Genomic DNA, 17,073 nt, shown 5'->3' with positions numbered 1-17,073 from the left:
TGCAGATCACCCGTTCAGCGTCATTTCTATCGACGGCGATCGGTGTGCCACATTGAATTAGTTATAGCGATCGCCTCATAGGATCAGGCAAGGAATTCAGACAATTTCACGTTCGCGGATCTTCTTGCCTCTCAGAGGATTCGATCATGCGGCCGCGTCATGCCGCAACGTGTGCCGCTGCGGAACCCTGAATCATTCTAAAGAGAAAACTGCATGATCGACGTTCTTAATCCCGTAGACGGCAGTGTCGTCGGACAAGTAGAACATCATTCCGAATCCCGGGTACGCGCGGCGATTGATCGTACCTGTGCCGCATTTCCTGCGTGGTCGCGCCTGCTTGCCAAACAACGCAGCGATATCCTGCGCATGATGATTACGCGGAAGTCGGCTATCGCATTGGCCGCTGGCTGCACGATCATCATGAAGCCGGTGGCAGAAACCCCGCAGACCGCTTACGAAAATTCAATCTCATCGGACACACCGGCCTGCAGCCGTCTACCTGATCTTCCACCCACCCCTGCGATAGATGAAGTTGATTACAGAGGCAAGTCGAGCTATGCCGAATGGTATCGGTCATTCGACCGATGCCATTCGGCATAGCTCGACGTCATTCTATTGCCTGACTTATCCGCATCGTAAGCGGCGATATGTCAGGTATCGATCCGATAAATGCCGCGCGCCGACTTCGGATGCTAGCCTCTGAGGAGTTTGAATGTTTGAACGTCACATTAAATCGAGTAGGGCCCGCGAAGAGCGGTGGCTCAAGTCATATTATTTCGTCCGGACAATATTTTCCGCCATCTGGGTCGCATTAGCATTTGCCATCGGTAAGCAGGCCGCAGCCGGCGTCGCGGCTCTGCTTGTCATTTACCCCGCTTGGGATGCATTGGCCAATTTCATCGACATGTCGCGCAGCGGTAGAACCGGTAAGAACCGGACACAGGCTATCAATATCGTTGTCAGCGCCGCCACAACGGTCGCGGTGCTCCTGGAATTGAGCATTGGGGCGCCTCCGATACTCGTGATCTTTGGTGTTTGGGCGATCGTCTCCGGGCTACTTCAACTCGCTACCGCGGTCCGCCGTTGGTCGGACCTTGGGGCACAGTGGGCAATGATTCTAAGCGGAGCGCAATCCGCGCTCGCGGGGATATTCTTCATTCTCCAAAGCGGCGCATCAATGCCTCCCGCTATTTTCAAAATAGCGGGCTACGCAGCGGTAGGTGCAGTTTACTTCCTGATATCCGCTGTGTGGTTACACGTGAAGCATGCGCGACTTAACGCTATTTGAAAGCTCTCAAAAAACGTAGTCGCAGTCATCTCACACGAGTCCTCGATGCAGACGAACCCTTCCATCATATATTTACGGTCCTCTACGTTGACGATTACGAATCCATTTGGATCTGATGATTTTGTCAATTTTCACTATCGGAAAGCACAGGATTGTCGGCGACTGAAAAGCCGACATCTTTGGTGCACCGTTCAATATGAGTTCATTTAATGACAATCCAATCTCTTAGCATTCGATCTCTACTCGTTCCTCTCTCCGCTTCACTCTTCTTCGCAGCACCTCATTCCATGGGAGCAGTTCGTGATGCGAAAACGTTCAGGCCATTGATTGAATTGACGGTAACGAGACTCGGCATTGCAAAGCAGGTCGCATTGGTGAAGTGGGACTCGGGGTTCGCAATCGAAGATTTACCGCGAGAGGAGGAGGTCCTGGCAGCCGCCAGGATGGAAGCTCGCGCTGCGGGCATATCTGACCAGGAGGCAACGCACTTTTTTTCGGATCAGATAGAAGCGAATAAGCTCGTCCAATACGGTCTTCATGCGCAATGGCGGCGAATCGGAGGAGCGCCCGATGAACCAAGGGCCAATCTGGCAAGCGACATCCGTCCCAGGCTTGATGGATTGCAGAAGGAGTTCCTGCAGGTTCTGATTTCGACAAGAGAATTGCGCACAGAACAGGGGTGCGGTGAGAGACTCGCTCGAGAAATGCAGTTATACATTACTAGTCAGGCTCTGGAACCGCTCTACGGATTAGCCGTAGAGCGCGCGCTTGCGAGAGTTTGTGTAGAAGGTTGAAGTGTTGGCGACCGTAATGGCGCGTCAGGCAGTCATCTCCCGGCAGTTTCGCTGCCGGCACGAATCCCGGGCAGACGTCGGCATCCCGGCTAGTTGCCGTGCTTCATCGGTGCGATGGGACTCGCCGCGAAACAGCTGAAAGTCCCGCAAAAACTGGCGAACAGGGCTCATCAAACGTGCCCCCCATTCGAAAGCGACGCGCGGCAATATCGACGTCGTCATTACCGTTGTCGAAGCCGCGCTGCTTCGCGCTATTGCCTGATGCCGACTGGATGGTCACGCACCCGGCGCAATAGCGCTTGATCTTCGCAAGCCAGGCCGGCGCAACCTGATAAGGTGCGCCGGCTTTTTTCGCCGGACTGTCATCATCGCCGCCAAACTTGACGAGTGCGCGCCGATGCGGATGACGGATAGCTTTATCTTCCCGACCGGATTCGACCGGCGTCATACACACCGATCTTTGTCGCCCCCGGACAAGCCAGCTATACGACATCAAACAAGGAACACGTCGATGACTGGAGCAGACTTAGCCAGCACGCTTCCAGGCATGCTGCCGCGATTATGGACATTTGCGTTGCGCATCTCCGGCAATCGGCGCGACGCGGAAGACTTCGTGCAGCGCGCCTGCGTGCGCGCACTGGAACGCACGCATCAATTACGACCGGGCACCGCGCCGCTTAGCTGGAGGTTCTCGATCGTGCAATCCATCTGGATCAACGAGCAGCGCGCGCGCAACGCGCGCAGCCGCCGCAGCGTGGATTGGGACCACGAACTCCTGGAGACTGTCACCGACCCGCTGGCGGCCACGCCGGACCGGCATGCGATGGACAGCCGGATGGTCAGGGCCGTGCAGGCATTGCCCGAAGCGCAACGTGTGGTCATGCTGCTGGTCGGCGTCGAAGGACTAAGTTACAACGAAGCAGCCGACGCTCTCGGCGTGCCGATCGGCACGATCATGAGCCGGCTCTCACGGGCTCGCCGGGCAGTCGGCGCCTTTTCAAAGACTAGATCAAGAAACGGGCGAGCAACGACCCTGCTCCACGCTTTCGCCATCGTGACATTGCCGTCGGCCTGAGCCACACTTCGTGTTCTCACGTGTCGCGCGAAATCGCAGATGGACGCCGCACAGCGACGCACAGAAACGAGCCTGCGCATCGATCCCGGCTTTTTCAAACTGCTGTCACAAAGCGACGCGCGTCTGCTCGGCAAGCCGCTTGCCCCCGAGCACGTCCTGATCGAAAACGCGCCACGTTGGCTTTACGATAGCGCGCCGTTCGGCCTGCTCAAGCACAACCCGCCGATATCCCCGGACTGCACTGTCGCACTGCCGTGCAGCACCTCGCATCGTCGCGTATGATTGTTAGCCCTCTCTCATGACGTTCCATAACCAATCCGATGTTCGACCTTGAACCCAGCCACGCCGCGCTGCGTATATTCGATGCCGTGAGAACACTCGCTTTCGTCGGCGATCTGAGCATGGGACAGCCAACCGACCATTCGTTGCGCACCGGATGGCTGGCAGCACGGCTCACACACGCGGCTAGACTCGAGGCCTCGGCTTGCGACACAGTCCGCGAGGTGTCGCTGCTACGTTGGTCGGGTTGCACGGCAAACGCGGCAGGGTTCGCAACAGTGTTCGGCGACGACATCGCGATCCGGACCGCGATGCTTGAGAGCAAGCCCGGCATCGCCGAGACGATTGGCGGAGTCGGCGCCGCGCTGATGCCACTCGCGCAAACTCACTGCGAAGTATCCGGCGAGGTCGCGCGAATAATGGGTCTTTCGAAGGCGACAGAAACGGCGCTGCGCCACATTTTCGAAACCTGGGACGGCAGAGGCTTGCCCGCGCAACTCGCACGCGAAGCGGTGCCGATATCCGTACTGGTCGTTGCGCTTGCCGGCGACCTGGAGGTGTTCAGCCGCACGTATGGCGTCGAAGCGGCGCTTGCGCTGATCGAACAACGCTCCGGCTCGCGGTATCCGGCGAACCTCGTCGCGGCAGCGACACGCCACGCAGGAAGTTGGCTGACGGAACTGGAGCGCCAATCGCTGGATGATTTTGAAGTCGTGCTGGCGACATCCGATATGCAACGGACGACGTCGGCGGAATTGATCGCCGACATCATCGATCTGAAATTGCCGTGGATGACAGGCTTTTCACGTGAGGTCGCAAGGACGGCTGCCGAATGTTACGCTCGATTCACGTCGGATGATGCCGCACGCGCGCTCGTGTATCGGGCTGGATTGATTCATGGCATCGGCAGGGCCGCCGTGCCCAACCATGTGTGGAACCTACCCACGCCTTTGTCGCCGAGCACCTGGGAAAAGGTGCGGCTGGTGCCGTACTGGACAGAGCGCGCAGGCAAGCAAACCGGCGCGCTGGGCGACGCCACCGTGCTTGCGTCGTATGCGTACGAGCGGCAAGACGGCTCGGGGTATTTTCGCGGCGCGCGCGATCCCGCGCTGACGTTGGAGGCTCGTGTGCTAGCGGCGTCGGTGGCGTGGGTTGCGTTGCGCTCCACGCGCCCTTGGCGCGCCGCACTGACCGACGAGGCTGCCGCACACGTGTTGCAAGATGAGGCTGCCAATGGCCGGCTATGCCGCGAGGTGGTGGACACGCTGGTGACGGAACGCGTCCCCGTCGCCAGGCGCGCGGCAAGGAGTGCGCCGAATGGTCCACGACTCTCTGCGAGAGAGATCGACGTCCTGCGTGCGATCTCGCGAGGAGCGAGCAACAAGGAAGCCGCGCAGGACTTGACGATGAGTCCGAGCACGGTGCGCACCCACGTCGAGAGCGTGTTTCGCAAGCTCGAGTGTTCGACACGCGCAGCGGCAACGCTCAAAGCGTTGACAATGGGCTTGATCTAGATGCATGGCGTTGCGCGCGTCAGCGAGACAATCCTGCCAGCACAATGTCCGGGACGCCGCCCGCCTGGACCGTGAGATAGACGACATCCTCATTCGTTTCGTTCTTGACGTGGTGAACGGTGCCCGGATCAACCGAGTAGAATTCACGCACCTTGGTGCTTTGAACATGGCCGTCGATATTCAACTCGACGGTCAAGACGCCACGGATCACGAGAAACCGGTCACTAACATTCGTGTGGTGATGCCATTGCGTCTCACCGCCGGCTTGAACCGTCGTTTGGAGGATCGAGCAGCCTTCCTCGCGCAATAGCGTCTTGTACTGCACTTTGCCGTTGGCAAGTGGAATATCGTTATCATCCATCTCATTCTCCGATGCGAGTCGATAGCGTGTTGCTCGCAGTTCTGGTTGTCAAACCTTGGCGGAATGCTCGACGAACCGGTCGCAAACCACCCGTCAGGTTCTTTGGTTGTTCATGACGTCCTGATACATTTGCGACGCAATCCGCCCACCGTCCACCACAACCCTGCGATCAGGAAGTAGACAGCGCCCATTGCCTCGCTGAAAAGCAGCACCCCGGCCAGCGCCGATCTTGCGCCGTTCGAGATCATTCCCCATTGCGCGCCGGAGCGCTTCCAGCGACAGACGGCATGGCAAAGCTGGAGAGCTCCTGAAAGAGCGGCCCAAACGCCAAATGCTCGGGGTAGCCAGTTCACGCCGATGAGAACAACGAAATGATGAACCGACATTGCACTCATCCTCCAGGAATTCCTGTGAGCTTGCCCTGAGGAAGCCGACTTTCGTCACCGCGAGTATCATCGCAACTCCAACGGTATCATGGCATTCGGCTGATCGCTGGCGTATCGGTCAAATGACCGACACGCGCGAACAAGCTCTCCGACGGAGCAGCAATCGCCAGGGACTCGGCAACGCGTGTCTCTAAAGGACGTTTCCGTTCCAGTCGAAAAAAGCCGGAAAGCCAAAAAACGACGCCGCTATCGGCATGGCGTAATTCATCATGTTCTTTCCATGGTGAACCTTGAGTCCACGCGCGTGCGAAGCTTCAGGCAGCGCGGTCGTGTGCGGATCCATGATTACATCGGCGACGAGTGCATGGGACGGCAGTGCGTCGACAGGTGGCTTTCCATGCCTGCTCACACCGACTCTACATTTACATCTCAGCCAAAAGCCGCAACCGTCGAAAATGTCCTAATGAACACATATGCGCGTGATGCCGCTTTGGGCCTGCCAGACCGCCAGTCCGACCTATACCATACTCGCCCACCGACGATTGGTTACATTGACTTAACGCGATTAGCTTCGATCACTGTCAACGCCGCCATGTTGATAATTCTCCGGACTGTGGAACTAGACGTGAGGATATTCACCGGTGCGTTGACGCCCAGCAGGAATGGACCTACCGCCACGTTGCTGCCTGCTTCGGTTTTGAGCAGGTTGTAGGCAATGTTGCCCGCATCCACGTTTGGACAGACCAAAAGATTGGCGACACCCTTGAGCGGCGAAGTTGGAAGGATGCGTGATCTCAGCGCTTCGTCAAGCGCACAGTCGCCGTGCATCTCGCCGTCTACCTCAAGGTCGGGGGCTTGTTCTCTGACGATCTGCAACGCCCTGCGCATCTTCACGCCTGAGGCCGCGCTGCCTGAACCGAAGTTTGAACGTGAGAGCAACGCTGCCTTGGGCGACAGGTTCAGCCATTCCATCTGCCTTGCCGCGGCAATCGTGTATTCGGCTATCTGCTCTGCGCTTGGGTTATCGTTGATGTGGGTATCCACCAGCGCCACCGTGCGCTGATCGAGCAACAGGATGTTCATGGCCGCATAGGTGTTCGCGCCACGTTTCTTGCCGATCACTTCGTCAACGAAACGCAGGTGATCGTGATAGGCACCCACGGTCCCGCAAATCATGCCGTCGGCATCGCCTAACCGCACCATCATCGCACCGATCAAGGTCAGACGGCGGCGCATTTCAACCCGCGCCATCTCCTTCGAGATGCCGTCCCGGCACATGAGTTCCCAGTACGTCGTCCAGTATTGCGGGAAACGTTCGTCATACTCAGGATTGGTCACTTCGACGTCCTGTCCGAGTCGCAGACGCAAACCAAATCGCTCAATACGTGCAAGCAGTACCTCCGGACGCCCAACCAGAATCGGACGTGCCAACTTCTCGTCCACGACCACCTGCACAGCTCGTAGCACGCGCTCGTCTTCCCCCTCGGTGAACACGATGCGCCCATTACCTCCATCCCGCACAAGCTGGCGAGCGGTTGCAAACAGCGGCTTCATGAAGGCGCCGGAGTGGTAAACGAATTGCTGCAATCGCTCGACATAGGCGTCGAGGTCCGGCATCGGGCGCGTCGCTACACCGCCCGCCATGGCGGCCTTGGCCACCGCCGGCGCGATGCGGACGATCAGACGTGGGTCGAATGGCTTTGGAATCAGGTATTCGGGACCAAAGGCCACATCATAGGTGCCGTACGCGGCAGCCACGACTTCGTTCTGCTCTTCTTCCGCCAGACCAGCGATGGCATGAACCGCGGCAATTTCCATTTCGCGTGTGATGGTAGTGGCCCCGACGTCCAGTGCGCCGCGGAAGATGTATGGAAAGCAGAGGACATTGTTGACCTGGTTCGGGTAGTCCGAGCGGCCAGTCGCGATAACCACATCGTCGCGCGTGGCATGCGCGAGCTCCGGGAAAATTTCCGGCGTAGGATTGGCTAGCGCAAGAACCAGCGGGCGCGGCGCCATCGTCATCAGCATCTCGGCACTCAGGATGCCCCCCACCGAGAGACCCAGGAATACATCCGCACCGCCGATAACTTCGGCCAACGTGCGGGCGCTGGTGTCCTGCGCAAAGCATGCCTTGGCCGGGTCCATCAGCGCGGTACGCCCGCGGTAAACGACGCCTTCGATATCTGTCACCCATATGTTTTCTATCGGAAGCCCGAGGTCAACCAGTAGTTCGAGACATGCCAGTGCCGCTGCACCGGCGCCCGACGTCACCACCTTCACTTCCGAAATGGATTTGCCCACCACCTTCAGCCCGTTGATAAAAGCAGCGGATACGGTGATGGCCGTGCCGTGCTGATCGTCATGGAAAACGGGGATCTTCATGCGTTCGCGCAACTGGCGCTCCACGGCGAAGCACTCCGGCGCCTTGATGTCCTCGAGGTTGATACCGCCAAAGGTGGCTTCAAGACTGGCGATAATGTCGACGAGCTTGTCCGGATCAGTCTCGCTGATCTCAATGTCGAAGACGTCGATCCCTGCGAATTTCTTGAAGAGCACGGCTTTGCCTTCCATGACCGGCTTGGACGCCAGCGCGCCAATGTTTCCAAGGCCCAACACGGCGGTGCCGTTGGTTATCACGCCAACCAGGTTCCCCCGACCCGTAAAGCGATGTGCCAGATGAGGATCAGCCGCGATTTCCTCACACACCGCAGCCACGCCGGGGGTATAGGCGAGCGCCAGGTCACGCTGCGTCACGAGCGGTTTGGTGGCCATCACCGCCGTTTTCCCCGGGGTGGGAAACTCGTGATAGTCGAATGCCGCCTGCCGATCTGTATCTTTCTGATCCATATTCCTTGCCTCCAAGAGTGTGCTGGGCCAGCCCCGGCGCGATCTGTGGAGACGATTCTAAAGATCCGCCATAAGCAGATTATTTTGATTTAATATCGGTCCATCATCTTTCCGTGATGGGTGTGCCCGCTGTCAAATGAAATTCGAGTCGAACGATGTAGTCAGGCGGCTGAGCGCGCGTCTGAAGATGAGGCATCTGGTCCTGTTGCTGCAAATCCAGCAGCACGGTTCGCTTACCCGCGTCGCCGAGCACATGGCCAGCAGTCAGCCAGCCGTGACCAATGCTCTCTCCGAGTTGGAAAGCATGTTCGGCACCCCGCTCTTCGAGCGCTCCCCGCGCGGCATGCTGCCCACTGCAATGGGTGCAGTGGTATTGGAGCGGGCCAAGACGATGATCAACGACCTCGATCATCTCGCTCGCGAGATGGAGGCAGTTGCCTTAGGGCACGCAGCGCACCTGCACATCGGAGTAATTCCGTTTATCTCCGGCCAGATGCTCTCGGCAGCACTCAAGCGGCTCCAATCCCGTATGGAGCGACGCCTGACCGTGACGATTCACGAAGGAACCAGCGATCAACTGTTGCTGCAACTACAGGACCACACCGTGGACATCGTCATCGGACGTGCGTCGGCGGTGACAGATTTGAACCACATCTCCCTGGAAGTCCTGTTCCGGCAGCAGCCGCGGATGATCGCGAACCGACGTCTTGCGGCAAAATTGTCTCGTACGAAGCTCGACTGGAACAAGCTGATAACGCTGGACTGGATTCTCGGCGCTCCTCATACGCCGATGAGAGAACAGGTGACCGACCTGTTTCTCACTGCAGGAACCGCACCTCCAGTTCCGGTCGTTGAGAGTTACTCCTCCAAACTCATTGGTGAAATGATTGCTTCAAGCGAAGAGGCCGTGTCGATCGTACCATCCGATATCGCAGAGGAACTGGTGCGAATTGCCGGCGTCGCAATCGTTCCCTACTCGCTTGATTGGACACTTCCGCCTATCGCGTTGTTCACGCGCTCGGTAGGCTCGCACTCAGCGGCGCAGGATTTGTTCGTCGAGGCATTGCGCCAGATTTGCAAAGAGATGTATGCAGAAGCGCAAGGTTAGGATCGACGCGCCTTTAACGTCGGCGCCGAAGAGCGCGCCAGTTTTCGGATACCTGAACGAATGGAATCGATTGATGGCCACGACACGTTTGTGTGAACAGCTTCATGTCACGGCATATCATTACGAAGCACCGGCATACGTTGCGAATGCCCTCACCTTTGTTTCGCCTGAACTCGGCAATCGTCTTGAAGTCTGGCGCAAGCCGGCCGGTCAGCCACATAAGTCCGACGTTGCGCTGGCACTCCCACTCCAGACGACGGCTAGACTGCACGCGATCAAGATAACCGCAGATATAGATCTTGAGCAGTACTGCGGGGTGGTAAGAAAAAGTCGCTGACCGCCGTTCTCGCCAGGTTTTCAGGGATCTGTCTACCCTTGACCGACGTTCGCGAGGAGTTTGTGGGTCGATCTGAACAGTCGATTTTTTCGGTAGCTGATTGCAAAAGCCAGGAAGCGACTTTTTCAAATGTGAGGGACTTCCCCAACCTGAGGCGACATTGAAGTCGCACGGCATCGAGTGCCAGGATTGAGGTGTCAGCCATCAATCTGAACAGGAGGGGAAGTCATGGACCAGCTTACTACCGTCGGAATCGACCTGGCAAAGGCGACCCCTTGGCGTCATTCGGGTCGCCGCGAAACCAACGGCCGTTTCCAAAGCCCAACGGGCATTCGCTCGCACGGGTCGGCTGCCGCTTATCGGCCTTTGCCGACATTTGTCAGCATGAGCAATCGGGAAGAAGTCGTTTCCAATCCTTCACCGAAAATGTTCTCGCAATATCTGCCCGCGGGACTGAAACGTGCCAAGCTTGACTGAGTTGCACGCCGCACAAGAAGTACAACGATGGTCGCCTTCATTTGCAGCGTCAGACGACCCTGTCAGAGGGACATGCACATGGGGAGCAAGGGGCCGTATAGACCCCAGAGAGGAGCTAGGTCAAGCCCCTTGGGTTTCGCGAGCACCACGTCAAAATCACCCGGCGTCGACACGGATGGCGCGCTCGATAATGCGGAGCGTCATCTCGAGATGTGAGTGATTCAGCCGCACCGCCGACGCCAGATCACGGGCGCGAAAGTGACTGAGGATCTGCTCATGCTCTTCGTTGCTTTGTTCAATGGCCTGGTTGCTGTATAGCAGCGAGAGGGCAATATACGGCATGGCGGCGGCACGCAATCCTTCAAGGATGTGGGCGAGCCGGCTGCTCGCCTGCGGGGCCCAGAACACTGAATGGAACTCCTGGTTCAGGCGTGTCCACTCGTCGACCTCCGTGGTCGCGCACATGCGCGCGTGCACGCTGGCCGCATGCTCGAGTGGAGCATCGTCCAGCAGCGCTAGCGTGCGCTCAATCAGCAGCGGCTCGAGCACCATGCGCAGGCGATAGATTTCCCGCGCATCGTCAAGGGTGAGGCCGCGCACCACGGCGCCACGGTGGGCGTCGAAAACAATCAGCCCTTCCGTGACGAGGTCGCGCAGTGCTTCACGCACCGGTGTCGTGCTGACGCCCAGCCAACTGGCAATTTCCTCCTGGCGCAGACGTTTGCCCTCGCTCATGCGTCCCATGAGAATCTCCGCGCGCAAGGCTTCGAGAACGTACTGGTGGGCGGTACGTGGTCGTTTCTTTTCTTGCGGACTGGGCGTCATCACGTTTCTCGGCGGGCTAGAGGTTGCGCATTCTACCGAAACTGGCGAATGCCTTACGAATCTCCTCGGGGGTGGTGCTGGCCGCCAGCAGTGCCCACAACAATAGGCGGGCCTTGCGCGGGCCGAGCCAGCCGGCAAGGATCGCGCCGCGTCGGCGCAGGTCGATCTCGGACCCTTCGAAACCGTAGGTGCGCTCAGTGGTGCTGCCCGCACCGGTGCGGCTGGCAATGACCACCGGATACGCGGGCGCCAGCGTGCCGATGCGTTTTGCCATCGCAAACGAAACGTGGCCGACGCCGAACGCGGCGATGACACTGCCCTGATATCCGGCCTTCACGGCGAGATCCAGCAACTCACCGTCGTCGCCGAGGCAGCTTTCCAGCAACGCGACGCGCATGCCCGCATCGCGCGGTTGGGCGAGTGTCGTGCGCTGGCCGGGCGCATGAAAATAATGCGGACTGCCCTCGACCATCGCCCCGGCCGGGCCGGCACCGGGCGAAGTAAAGGCATCGACCGCCAGCGCGTGGGTCTTTTGCACCCATCGGGCAGCATGGATCGTGTCGTTCATCACCACCAGCACACCGCGTGCGCGGCTTCCGGCGTCCGCCGCGATCGTCACCGCCGCGCGCAGATTGGCCGGGCCGTCGGCACTGACGGCCTCCGCAGCGCGCATGGCGCCGGTCAGTACCAGCGGCTGCGGGTGAGGCCAGTACAAATCCAGTAGAAAGGCGCTTTCTTCGAGAGTGTCGGTGCCTTGGGTCACGACGACCCCTGCCGCGCCTTGGGCGACCTGCTCGTCAGCCCATCGCAAAACTTCGAGCAGATCGTCGAACGACAGCGACGGACTGGGCAATTGCCGCAACGTCTGAGCTTCGAGCTGGGCGACGGCACCCAGGTTGGGAATGGCATCGAGCAACTGCTGTGCGGAAAGCTTGGGCATGACGCCGTCCGACTGGACGTCAGGCGCCATGCAAATGGTTCCGCCTAGGGCGGCAACGGCAACGCGGGGAAGTGCCATGGATACTCCTTTGTCAAAGAATGCTTAATTGTTCACTGTGCATTTTATAAAATATACAATAATATTATTCCGCCCGGAGATGCTGAATTCCCCCACGGTCGTAGGCGCGTGGCAGCCAAGCCGACCCCAGCCCGGTCGAATGCGTCCGACAACCCGAATGCTGACTGGAGACCTTATGCTTATGCCGCAATCCGTTGGGCACACGCGCTTTCGCTACACGATCTTTGCGCTCATGGTGTTGATCACAATAATCAACTACATCGACCGTGGGGCGCTGTCTTATGCTGCCAGCTTTGTCACACGCGAATATGGGCTCGACAAGCAGTCGTGGGGCGCGGTGCTCGGGTACTTTGGCTACGGCTACATGTTTGGGGCATTGGTGGGCGGCGTGCTGGCCGACCGCCTGGGCCCGCGCCGCGTTTGGATCGTCGCCGGGGTCGCGTGGTCGATTTTCGAGATGGCCACCGCTTACGCCGGCGACCTTGGACTTGCGCTCATGGGCGGCTCGGCACTGGCCGGCTTCGCCTTCATGCGCGTGTTGTTCGGCTTTGCCGAAGGGCCTGTGTATTCCACGATCAACAAGACTATGTCCGCCTGGGCCACCCGGAAAGAGCGGGGCTTTGCGATTTCCATCGGCTTGCTAAGTACGCCTCTGGGCGCGCTGCTGACTGCACCGGTTTCCGTGGGGTTGCTGATGCTGACAGGCAGCTGGCGCACGATGTTCATCGTCCTCGGTGTGGCTTGCCTGATTGCGCTTGTGGTGTTCATGCGGGTGTTTACCGATCGCCCGGACAACAATCCACGGGTTGGCGCCGCAGAACTTGCCGCCATCCATGAGGGCCGGTCGGTGGAAGCGACCGCGGCCGATACGAATGCCGCGTACCCATGGTGGGCCTTTTTCACCAGCCGGACGCTGGTCCTGAATAGCGTGGGTTACTTCGCGTTTCAATATGTCAATTTCATGCTGTTGACGTGGACGCCGAAATATTTGCAGGACGAGTTCCATTTCAACCTCTCGTCGCTGTGGTATCTCGGCATGATTCCCTGGGTCGGCGCCTGCTTTACCGTGCTGATGGGCGGTCGCCTGTCCGACTGGCTGCTCAAGCGCACCGGCAAGCTGACGATTGCCCGGAGCCGTTTCGCCGCGACCTCGCTGCTGTTGACCACGCTTTGTTTCCTGCTGATTTCGCGGGCGAGCAACCCGGTGACCGTCATCGCCCTGATGGCGTTGGGCAACGCGCTGAATTCACTGCCCAACTCCGTGTTCTGGGCTGTGATCATCGATACCTCGCCGCAGCAGCGTACCGGCACGTATAGCGGTATTACAGCCTTTCTTGTCAACACCGGTGCGGTGCTGGCACCCACGTTGTCAGGCTATCTGTCGGCCCGCTACGGTTACGCTTCGATGTTCCTGGCCACGGGAGCAGTGACAGCCACCGGCATGCTCGCGATGCTGCTGGTGCGTCCCGGCGTCGGACCCAAGCCGCGCGTCACGGTTTCGATCCCGAGCCAAACGGCGGTCTGATCACGAAAGGCGGCATCGCCCGTGGCGATGCCGCTAGGAAGGCCAGGCAGGTGCATCCATATCGGACACCTGCTCCATCATTGACCAGCGTACAGGGTAGCCAAAGGCAATGTGATCATCGAGGTTGCTGGTTGGTGCACTATCGGTATGTTGCATGCAAAATTCTAACTTCGATCGTCATCGGTGCATTGCACCGTGTAGACGCAGAGAGCGGCGCGTTGCTCCACGGTCGCCGCAGGTGCGGGGCGGCGCGAATGAGCCGCTGTGCGCTCGAACCCACTCCACTTCAGGAAACAAGAGCATGAGGCGAACAACCCACCTCGACAAGGCTTCCGTCAATGAAAACGCGATATCAATGACAGACGCGGGCTGCGCGCAGCCGGCGCGTCGAACGCTGATCAAAGGCGTCGCCGCCATTGCCGGCACCGGCATGTTGCCCACGTTCGCCATCCGTGGTGCCTATGCGGCAACGGGAGCAACGGGCACCACTGCAGAGCCAATCGTCGAAACCACGAGCGGCAAGGTGAGCGGTGCGCGCGAAGGAAAGGGTTGCAGCTTCAAAGGTATTCCGTACGCCGCATCGACGGGGGGCGCCAACCGATTCCTGCCGCCTCAACCGGTGAAGCCTTGGGGCGGTCTCCGCTCTGCGCTGGCGTACGGCAACTCAGCGCCGCAAAACGGTGAGGAGCCCACGCCATTGACCGGCTGGTACGTATCGCTCGAGCCAACGAGCGAAGACTGTCTGTCGCTCAACGTCTTCACGCCACAATTGAAGGACGGCACGCTGCGTCCGGTAATGGTATGGCTGCACGGTGGCGGTTGGGTCACTTGCGCGGGCAGTGCGCCCGGTTTCAACGGCAGCGAGCTGGCAAGCGCCGGTGATGTGGTGGTCGTGACCGTGAACCACAGGCTCAATGTGTTCGGCTATCTCTCGCTAGCGGGTAGCGATGAGCGGTTTGCCGACGCGGGCAACGCGGGCGCGCTGGACATGGTCGCGGCATTGCGGTGGGTCCGCGACAACGTGGCAGCATTCGGTGGCGACCCGAACAACGTCACGATCTTCGGGCAGTCGGGCGGCGCGGCGAAAGTGGCCGCGCTCTTGCAAATGCCGGCCGCCAAAGGCCTCTTCCACAAGGCAATCGCGCAAAGCTGCTCGGGCGGACTACGCCTTACCGGCCCCGATGAAGCCGCCGGGCAAGCCGCTCAGCTCGCGAGCAAGCTCGGTCTCGCGCGGGCCGAGGGGGAAGCTTTGCAGCGGGTGCCGGCCGCCCGGCTGCTCGCGGCAATGAAAGAAATCAGCGACCCTTTCCGGCCCGTGCTCGACGGCCGCTCCTTTACGCGCAACCCCTACGATCCCGACGCGGGCGCGCTTGCGCATGGCATCCCGCTCCTGATCGGCAATGCGGCGACCGAGACGACCTTGATGCTCGCGCGCGACCCGAACAATTTTTTGCTGGGGATGCCCGAAGTCGAGCGGCGGGTCGCTCGCTATCTGCGCGTCGCGCCGGCCGCCGCGCGCACCGTGGTCGAGGCTTACCGTTCGACGTTGCCAGGCGCCTCGCCGACTGACGCGCTGGCGCAAATCACCACCGACTATATGTTCCGCCGCAACACTGTCGAAATCGCGGTACGCCAAGCGACCCGTGCGAGCGCGCCGGTCTATGCCTACGTGTTCGACTGGCGCACACCGGTGATGGGGGGCGTGCTCCATTCGCCGCACACCGCCGAGGTGCCGTTCGTGTTCGGCACCGCCACGACGGCCGCGGGGCTCGTCGGCACCGGCGAGGACATTGCGCCGCTCACGCGCCAGATGATGGCGACCTGGGCGGCGTTCGCGCACACCGGAGACCCGAACAACGCGCTGCTGCCCCACTGGCCGCGCTTCGATCAGGAGCATCGCACGACGATGCTGCTCAATCGCGACAGTCGTGTCGCGAGCAACCCGGGCGGCGAGGCGCGGGCCGCACTGGCGGGCCTGCCTTACTATCAGTACAGCATGCCATTGAATTTCGCTCGCGCATAGGCGGGGGCATGCCGGGCGGGCGAGTCAGCTTGTCCGGCGCAAGCAAACTGCGGCGTGAGTCATCCGTAAACCGCGGGAAAAGTGACACCGAGTCGATCTCGGTGCGAGAAGGCGAGGTCCTTGCCGATCTCCCTGGCCAGCTCGTCAAACAGGATCCCGTGCTCCTCGAGTTCGCCGACAATCGCCTGCTTTTTTGTCGGCGTCGCTCCAGGCCTGCAGGAATGCGTCGAGCGAGACAGAACGCTTGCCGATCTGGATGCGTGTGAAATCGCGCAGCGACCCGGTGATCAGCTTGCCGTCCGGCCCCAGGTACTGCACGCGTTCGTTGGCCACGTACACGGGGGGTCTCGGCGTCGACGTAATCGTCGAGATACTCAGGTAGCAACGCGACTTGCTCTCGCGCCGCGCTTTCGATGAATCGCTTCATGGGCCACCATCGGAAAACGTGTTGACTAACTATAGGCAATCAACGCGTTTTTACACAACCTTGACCCAAAGGTGCCATTTGGACTCTACACATGAACGACGGCTTTCCGCCCATCATGTGCCCGGGATAACCAGACCTCGATGGATCTCTGATCGCAGCAGGTGTGCGAAAGGCATAACCCGACCCACGACGGTCCTTCGGCTCCCCATCTGAGAACGGTCGAATCGCCGCCATTTGCGGACGTTCGCAAGCCCAATATTGAAGCGCGGGCGGCAAGTTCAAATGACATCTTGTTCGAAATTACCAAAGGCGGCTCGCTCAAGCGGCTCCCATTTGAAGGCCTGCCCAACCGTGACGTACGCCCCCTTCGAGAAGGACGACAGAAACAAGGCGTGTCCCTCCAGTACGCAGTCATCTGCAAGCTGTCTGAGCGGATCCACGTACTCGAACTGATGCACGTTCCATTCCACTTGCTCGCGGGAAAAATCTGTCTTGTGCAGGGCGCAGAGATGTGCAAGCAATAACCGGTGATAGCCAAACTCGACGTCTGCAATACATAAGGATGCCTTATTTATTGAATAGGACACCATTCCAGACGGCGGGCACAGTAGTATCCTTGAGTCCGAGAGCGCGGAGATTGAACTGACTCTTGCGGATGCGGTGCATCAACTCGATGCCTGAAATCGTGGTCTTCGCACACCTGAATCGCTTGAATCCGAGCATCATGTTCGTTCTGGACTTAATGTTTCGATGATCCAGGTCGGGTAGCAGCAGCGCATTGCTGCGCTG

At 59.6% G+C, this 17,073-nt stretch carries 19 protein-coding genes and 2 pseudogenes; 10 read left to right on the top strand and 11 right to left on the bottom strand.

Annotation, left to right across the window (positions count from 1 at the left end):
* The first annotated feature begins 213 nt into the window (after positions 1–213).
* The 3 genes from P0D89_RS33335 to P0D89_RS33325 all read left to right on the top strand — a co-directional run bounded on the left by P0D89_RS33335 (position 214) and on the right by P0D89_RS33325 (position 2,082).
* Positions 214–600 (top strand): aldehyde dehydrogenase family protein, encoded by a 387-nt coding sequence (locus P0D89_RS33335; protein ID WP_408364706.1) that lies wholly within the window; start codon positions 214–216, stop codon positions 598–600.
* Positions 601–712: 112 nt separating this feature from the next.
* Positions 713–1,288: a DUF308 domain-containing protein gene (locus tag P0D89_RS33330; RefSeq protein WP_408364704.1), complete on the top strand. Its 576-nt coding sequence runs from the start codon at positions 713–715 to the stop codon at positions 1,286–1,288.
* 209 nt (positions 1,289–1,497) lie between these two features.
* A complete protein-coding gene (locus P0D89_RS33325) occupies positions 1,498–2,082 on the top strand; it encodes a chorismate mutase (RefSeq protein ID WP_408364702.1) in 585 nt (194 codons plus the stop codon).
* A 103-nt stretch (positions 2,083–2,185) separates the two neighbouring features.
* Here P0D89_RS33325 and P0D89_RS33320 read toward each other — a convergent pair whose 3' ends face one another.
* Entirely contained in the window at positions 2,186–2,530 is a 345-nt protein-coding gene (locus P0D89_RS33320; RefSeq protein WP_408364700.1) for a hypothetical protein, read from the bottom strand.
* A gap of 63 nt (positions 2,531–2,593) precedes the next feature.
* Here P0D89_RS33320 and P0D89_RS33315 point away from each other — a divergent pair, with 63 nt between their 5' ends.
* Genes P0D89_RS33315 through P0D89_RS33305 form a run of 3 tightly spaced genes read left to right on the top strand, consistent with a single transcriptional unit; the run spans position 2,594 to position 4,950 of the window.
* On the top strand, positions 2,594–3,157 hold the full coding sequence (locus tag P0D89_RS33315; protein WP_408364698.1) for an RNA polymerase sigma factor: 564 nt from the start codon (positions 2,594–2,596) through the stop codon (positions 3,155–3,157).
* A gap of 39 nt (positions 3,158–3,196) precedes the next feature.
* Positions 3,197–3,439 (top strand): hypothetical protein, encoded by a 243-nt coding sequence (locus P0D89_RS33310; protein WP_408364696.1) that lies wholly within the window; start codon positions 3,197–3,199, stop codon positions 3,437–3,439.
* A 38-nt stretch (positions 3,440–3,477) separates the two neighbouring features.
* Positions 3,478–4,950 carry an HD domain-containing phosphohydrolase gene (locus tag P0D89_RS33305; RefSeq protein WP_408364694.1) on the top strand — a complete coding sequence of 491 codons (1,473 nt, stop codon included), beginning with the start codon at positions 3,478–3,480 and terminating at the stop codon, positions 4,948–4,950.
* 19 nt (positions 4,951–4,969) lie between these two features.
* Here P0D89_RS33305 and P0D89_RS33300 read toward each other — a convergent pair whose 3' ends face one another.
* From P0D89_RS33300 to P0D89_RS33285, 4 genes are all read right to left on the bottom strand, one after another.
* Entirely contained in the window at positions 4,970–5,311 is a 342-nt protein-coding gene (locus P0D89_RS33300) for a cupin domain-containing protein (RefSeq protein ID WP_408364692.1), read from the bottom strand.
* Positions 5,312–5,421: 110 nt separating this feature from the next.
* Entirely contained in the window at positions 5,422–5,697 is a 276-nt protein-coding gene (locus P0D89_RS33295) for a DUF308 domain-containing protein (protein WP_408364690.1), read from the bottom strand.
* Positions 5,698–5,887: 190 nt separating this feature from the next.
* Positions 5,888–6,040: a hypothetical protein gene (locus tag P0D89_RS33290; protein WP_408364688.1), complete on the bottom strand. Its 153-nt coding sequence runs from the start codon at positions 6,038–6,040 to the stop codon at positions 5,888–5,890.
* Positions 6,041–6,243: 203 nt separating this feature from the next.
* Positions 6,244–8,544, bottom strand: coding sequence for an NADP-dependent malic enzyme (locus P0D89_RS33285; RefSeq protein ID WP_408364686.1), 2,301 nt, complete (start codon positions 8,542–8,544; stop codon positions 6,244–6,246).
* Between the two features lie 136 nt (positions 8,545–8,680).
* Between P0D89_RS33285 and P0D89_RS33280 the strand changes: the two genes are divergently transcribed.
* The gene (locus P0D89_RS33280) at positions 8,681–9,652 is read left to right on the top strand and encodes a LysR family transcriptional regulator (protein WP_408364684.1); all 972 of its coding nucleotides are present in this window, start codon (positions 8,681–8,683) and stop codon (positions 9,650–9,652) included.
* 88 nt (positions 9,653–9,740) lie between these two features.
* Here P0D89_RS33280 and P0D89_RS33275 read toward each other — a convergent pair.
* Positions 9,741–9,977 (bottom strand): annotated as a pseudogene (locus P0D89_RS33275) (transposase); the annotation flags it as partial.
* Between the two features lie 240 nt (positions 9,978–10,217).
* Between P0D89_RS33275 and P0D89_RS33270 the strand changes: the two are divergent.
* A complete protein-coding gene (locus P0D89_RS33270) occupies positions 10,218–10,466 on the top strand; it encodes a hypothetical protein (protein ID WP_408364682.1) in 249 nt (82 codons plus the stop codon).
* 156 nt (positions 10,467–10,622) lie between these two features.
* On the opposite strand, the gene P0D89_RS33265 is transcribed toward P0D89_RS33270, so the two are convergent.
* Together P0D89_RS33265 and P0D89_RS33260 are read right to left on the bottom strand one after the other, a co-directional pair.
* Positions 10,623–11,291 (bottom strand): GntR family transcriptional regulator, encoded by a 669-nt coding sequence (locus P0D89_RS33265; RefSeq protein ID WP_408180539.1) that lies wholly within the window; start codon positions 11,289–11,291, stop codon positions 10,623–10,625.
* Between the two features lie 16 nt (positions 11,292–11,307).
* Complete coding sequence (locus tag P0D89_RS33260) at positions 11,308–12,309, bottom strand: asparaginase (protein ID WP_408364680.1); 1,002 nt, start codon at positions 12,307–12,309, stop codon at positions 11,308–11,310.
* Positions 12,310–12,484: 175 nt separating this feature from the next.
* On the opposite strand from P0D89_RS33260, the gene P0D89_RS33255 reads away from it, so the two are divergent.
* Both P0D89_RS33255 and P0D89_RS33250 read left to right on the top strand, forming a co-directional pair.
* Entirely contained in the window at positions 12,485–13,834 is a 1,350-nt protein-coding gene (locus P0D89_RS33255; protein ID WP_408364678.1) for an MFS transporter, read from the top strand.
* Positions 13,835–14,135: 301 nt separating this feature from the next.
* The gene (locus P0D89_RS33250) at positions 14,136–15,857 is read left to right on the top strand and encodes a carboxylesterase/lipase family protein (protein WP_408364676.1); all 1,722 of its coding nucleotides are present in this window, start codon (positions 14,136–14,138) and stop codon (positions 15,855–15,857) included.
* A gap of 113 nt (positions 15,858–15,970) precedes the next feature.
* On the opposite strand, the pseudogene P0D89_RS33245 reads toward P0D89_RS33250, so the two are convergent.
* The 3 genes and pseudogenes from P0D89_RS33245 to P0D89_RS33235 form a co-directional block, all read right to left on the bottom strand.
* A pseudogene (locus tag P0D89_RS33245) lies at positions 15,971–16,199 on the bottom strand (hypothetical protein); the annotation flags it as partial.
* A gap of 363 nt (positions 16,200–16,562) precedes the next feature.
* Positions 16,563–16,874 carry a hypothetical protein gene (locus P0D89_RS33240; protein ID WP_408364674.1) on the bottom strand — a complete coding sequence of 104 codons (312 nt, stop codon included), beginning with the start codon at positions 16,872–16,874 and terminating at the stop codon, positions 16,563–16,565.
* On the bottom strand, positions 16,852–17,073 hold a 222-nt coding region (locus P0D89_RS33235), incomplete at its 5' end, for a DDE-type integrase/transposase/recombinase (RefSeq protein WP_408377757.1). The genes P0D89_RS33240 and P0D89_RS33235, both read right to left, overlap by 23 nt.

It is taken from the genome of Paraburkholderia sp. RL18-085-BIA-A, from assembly GCF_046027075.1.
GTDB lineage: Bacteria > Pseudomonadota > Gammaproteobacteria > Burkholderiales > Burkholderiaceae > Paraburkholderia.
This window is presented reverse-complemented; position numbering and strand designations above follow the sequence as displayed.

What these genes read in the sequence shown, in the direction of transcription:
- P0D89_RS33330 (WP_408364704.1), top strand. Translation starts at nt 713, where the DNA reads ATGTTTGAACGTCACATTAAATCGAGTAGGGCCCGCGAAGAGCGGTGG.
- P0D89_RS33250 (WP_408364676.1), top strand. Translation starts at nt 14,136, where the DNA reads ATGAGGCGAACAACCCACCTCGACAAGGCTTCCGTCAATGAAAACGCG.
- P0D89_RS33255 (WP_408364678.1), top strand. Translation starts at nt 12,485, where the DNA reads ATGCTTATGCCGCAATCCGTTGGGCACACGCGCTTTCGCTACACGATC.
- P0D89_RS33300 (WP_408364692.1), bottom strand. Translation starts at nt 5,311, where the DNA reads ATGGATGATAACGATATTCCACTTGCCAACGGCAAAGTGCAGTACAAG.
- P0D89_RS33325 (WP_408364702.1), top strand. Translation starts at nt 1,498, where the DNA reads ATGACAATCCAATCTCTTAGCATTCGATCTCTACTCGTTCCTCTCTCC.
- P0D89_RS33295 (WP_408364690.1), bottom strand. Translation starts at nt 5,697, where the DNA reads ATGTCGGTTCATCATTTCGTTGTTCTCATCGGCGTGAACTGGCTACCC.
- P0D89_RS33280 (WP_408364684.1), top strand. Translation starts at nt 8,681, where the DNA reads ATGAAATTCGAGTCGAACGATGTAGTCAGGCGGCTGAGCGCGCGTCTG.
- P0D89_RS33240 (WP_408364674.1), bottom strand. Translation starts at nt 16,874, where the DNA reads ATGGTGTCCTATTCAATAAATAAGGCATCCTTATGTATTGCAGACGTC.
- P0D89_RS33270 (WP_408364682.1), top strand. Translation starts at nt 10,218, where the DNA reads ATGGACCAGCTTACTACCGTCGGAATCGACCTGGCAAAGGCGACCCCT.
- P0D89_RS33310 (WP_408364696.1), top strand. Translation starts at nt 3,197, where the DNA reads ATGGACGCCGCACAGCGACGCACAGAAACGAGCCTGCGCATCGATCCC.
- P0D89_RS33290 (WP_408364688.1), bottom strand. Translation starts at nt 6,040, where the DNA reads ATGGATCCGCACACGACCGCGCTGCCTGAAGCTTCGCACGCGCGTGGA.
- P0D89_RS33285 (WP_408364686.1), bottom strand. Translation starts at nt 8,544, where the DNA reads ATGGATCAGAAAGATACAGATCGGCAGGCGGCATTCGACTATCACGAG.
- P0D89_RS33315 (WP_408364698.1), top strand. Translation starts at nt 2,594, where the DNA reads ATGACTGGAGCAGACTTAGCCAGCACGCTTCCAGGCATGCTGCCGCGA.
- P0D89_RS33260 (WP_408364680.1), bottom strand. Translation starts at nt 12,309, where the DNA reads ATGGCACTTCCCCGCGTTGCCGTTGCCGCCCTAGGCGGAACCATTTGC.
- P0D89_RS33305 (WP_408364694.1), top strand. Translation starts at nt 3,478, where the DNA reads ATGTTCGACCTTGAACCCAGCCACGCCGCGCTGCGTATATTCGATGCC.
- P0D89_RS33320 (WP_408364700.1), bottom strand. Translation starts at nt 2,530, where the DNA reads ATGACGCCGGTCGAATCCGGTCGGGAAGATAAAGCTATCCGTCATCCG.
- P0D89_RS33265 (WP_408180539.1), bottom strand. Translation starts at nt 11,291, where the DNA reads ATGACGCCCAGTCCGCAAGAAAAGAAACGACCACGTACCGCCCACCAG.
- P0D89_RS33335 (WP_408364706.1), top strand. Translation starts at nt 214, where the DNA reads ATGATCGACGTTCTTAATCCCGTAGACGGCAGTGTCGTCGGACAAGTA.